The organism is Micromonospora sp. BL4 (assembly GCF_003667505.1).
Lineage (GTDB): Bacteria > Actinomycetota > Actinomycetes > Mycobacteriales > Micromonosporaceae > Micromonospora.
The window spans coordinates 1-2,877 of sequence record NZ_RCVJ01000239.1; the positions used below are offsets into that span (position 1 = coordinate 1).

At 72.2% G+C, this 2,877-nt stretch carries 3 protein-coding genes; 1 reads left to right on the forward strand and 2 read right to left on the reverse strand.

Translation table 11 applies throughout. The features are described from left to right. Window positions 1–18 precede the first annotated feature (18 nt). Together purH and purN are read right to left on the reverse strand one after the other, a co-directional pair. On the reverse strand, window positions 19–1,590 hold the full coding sequence (gene purH, locus EAD89_RS29075; RefSeq protein ID WP_121677921.1) for a bifunctional phosphoribosylaminoimidazolecarboxamide formyltransferase/IMP cyclohydrolase: 1,572 nt from the start codon (window positions 1,588–1,590) through the stop codon (window positions 19–21). After that, window positions 1,587–2,207 carry a phosphoribosylglycinamide formyltransferase gene (gene purN / locus EAD89_RS29080; protein ID WP_121654422.1) on the reverse strand — a complete coding sequence of 207 codons (621 nt, stop codon included), beginning with the start codon at window positions 2,205–2,207 and terminating at the stop codon, window positions 1,587–1,589. Before purN ends, purH begins: the two co-directional genes overlap by 4 nt. Before the next feature lie 179 nt (window positions 2,208–2,386). Here purN and EAD89_RS29085 point away from each other — a divergent pair, with 179 nt between their 5' ends. Then, window positions 2,387–2,686, forward strand: coding sequence for a CD225/dispanin family protein (locus EAD89_RS29085; protein WP_121677922.1), 300 nt, complete (start codon window positions 2,387–2,389; stop codon window positions 2,684–2,686). Window positions 2,687–2,877: the final 191 nt, after the last annotated feature.

Below are 2,877 nucleotides of genomic sequence, written 5' to 3' on the forward strand. Positions count from 1 at the left end.
GGCCCGGGGCCCGGGGGGTTAGTGGAAGAAGTGGCGGGTGGCGGTTAGGTACATGGTGACGTTGGCGTTTTTGGCGGCGGCGATGACCTCTTCGTCGCGGATCGAGCCGCCGGGCTGCACGATGGCGCGGACGCCGGCGTCGATGAGGATCTTCGGGCCGTCGGCGAACGGGAAGAACGCGTCCGACGCGACCACCGATCCCCGAGCCCGTTCGGCGCCCGCGCGGCGGACCGCCAGTTGCGCCGAGTCGACCCGGTTGACCTGACCCATCCCGACCCCGACGGTGGCGCCGTCCTTGGCGAGCAGGATCGCGTTGCTCTTCACCGCGCGCACCGCCCGCCAGGCGAACGCGAGGTCGCGCAGCAATTCGTCGTCCGCCGCCTCGCCGGCCGCGAGCCGCCACGTCGTCGGGTCGTCGCCGGGGGCGTTCACCCGGTCGGCGACCTGGGCAAGCACGCCACCGGTCACCTGCCGCAACTCCACCAGCGCCGGGGTCCAGGACGGCGCGCGCAGCAGCCGGATGTTCTTCTTGGCCCGCAGCACGTCGACCGCGCCCTCGTCGAAGCCGGGGGCGACCACCACCTCGGTGAAGATGTCGGCCACCTGCCGGGCCATCTCGACCGAGACCGGCCGGTTGACCGCGATCACCCCGCCGTACGCCGACACCGGGTCGCAGGCGTGCGCCTTGCGGTGCGCCTCGGCCACGTCCGCGCCGACCGCGATGCCGCACGGGTTGGCGTGCTTGATGATCGCCACGGCCGGCTGGTCGGCAAAGTCGTTCGCGGCCCGCCAGGCGGCGTCCGCGTCGACGTAGTTGTTGTAGGACATCTCCTTGCCGTGCAGCTGCTCCGCCTGGGCCAGCCCGGCCGGGGCGTCCGGGTCGGTGTAGAGCGCGGCCGGCTGGTGCGGGTTCTCGCCGTACCGCAGCCCGGTCGACTTGCGCAGCGACAGCCCGGCGTACTGCGGCCACCAGTCGTCGGCCGGCGCCAGCTCCTGCGCGCACCACCGGGCCACGGCCATGTCGTACTCGGCGATGTCGGCGAACGCCCGCGCGGCCAGGGCGCGGCGCTGGGCCAGGGTGAACCCGCCCTCGCCGAGCGCGGCGAGCAGCGCCGGGTAGCCGGCCGGGTCGGTGAGCACGGCGACCGACGCGTGGTTCTTGGCCGCTGCCCGGACCATCGCCGGGCCACCGATGTCGATCTGCTCCACGCACTCCTCGACGCTGGCGCCGGAGGCGACGGTGGCCTGGAACGGGTAGAGGTTGGAGACCAGCAGGTCGAACGCGGCCACGCCCAGCTCGTCGAGCTGCGCGACGTGCGTGTCCTTGCGCAGGTCGGCGAGGAGACCGGCGTGCACCTTCGGGTGCAGGGTCTTCACCCGGCCGTCGAGCACCTCGGGGAAGCCGGTCACGGTCTCCACCGGCGTCACCGGCACCCCGGCGGCGGCGATGGTGCCCGCCGTGCTGCCGGTGGACACGATCTCCACACCGGCGGCGTGCAGGGCCTGGGCCAGCTCGACCAGCCCGGTCTTGTCGTAGACGCTGACCAGCGCCCGCCTGATCGGGCGGCGCCCGTCCTGAGTGGAACTCACGGAACCGTGACCTTCCTTCCGGTGATGGTCCAGCCTTCGCGGACCAGACGGCCGACCTGCTCGACGAGCTGGCGCCGCTCAGCTTCCTTGATGCGCTCGGTGAGCGTCTCCACGTCGTCGGAGTCGAGCACCGGGACCGCGACCTGCGCCACGATCGGCCCGGTGTCCATGCCGGCGTCGACGAAGAAGAGCGTGGCCCCGGTGAGCTTCACGCCATAGGCGAGAGCGTCGCGCGGGCCGTGGATGCCGGGGAACGCCGGCAGCAGGGTGTTGTGCGTGTTCAGGTAGCGGTCACCGAAGGCGGCGAGGAAGTGCGGGCCGACCAGTTTGAGGAACCCGGCGGAGATCACCAGGTCGGGCTGGTGCTTCGCGACGTGCGCGGTGAGCGCCCGGTCCCAGTCCTCCCGGGTGTCGTGGTCGCGGACCCGCTCGACGAACGTCGGCACGCCGGCGGCCGCGGCCCGGTCCAGGCCCGCGATGCCGTCGCGGTCCGCGCCGACCGCGACGACCTGTGCGCCGTACGCGGGGTCGGCGGCGGCTTCCAGCAGCGCCTGAAGGTTGCTCCCGGAGCCGGAGACGAGGACGACGATGCGGGCGACGGACGCGGGCTCGGTCACCGGGCCACCCTATCGGGCAGGTCAGGACACCCATCGGCTGGGCGGCGCGCCGATCTTTGACAGTGCGGACGGGCATCGACCCGGTACGCTGCCGGTCGCTCGGGCTGGACGCCGCGCCGGCCCGCACCCCCGTCGCTGATCCGGCACGCCAGCCGTGTCGTTGGAATGAGGAGCACCCCGTGCAGCCCGGTTACCACCCCCAGCAGCAGCCGCCACCGATCAACAACAACATGACGATGTCGATCGTCGCCATCTTCCTCTTCTGGCCGCTGGCCATCCCGGCGATCATCAACGCGTCGAAGGTCAACCCGCTGCTCCAGCAGGGCGACTACGCCGGGGCCCAGACGGCCGCCGCGGAGTCGCGGAAGTGGTCGAAGTGGGCCCTGATCGTGGGCATCGCGTGGTATGCCATCTTCCTGGTGTGCTGTGCTTTGGGCGGTCTGGGCGCGATCATGAGTAGCGACAACAACAGCTACTGACGGAACCAGTCCAAGGAGCTTCGAATGCAGCCCGGTAACCCCGGTCAGGACCCGTACGGCCAGCAGCCCAATCAGGACCCGACCGCCCCCCAGCCGCCGCACGACCCGTACGCCCCGCCGCCGGCCGCCCCGTACGGCCAGCCGCCGCAGAACCCGTACGGCCAGCAGCCCACGTCGGGGCAGCCGTACGG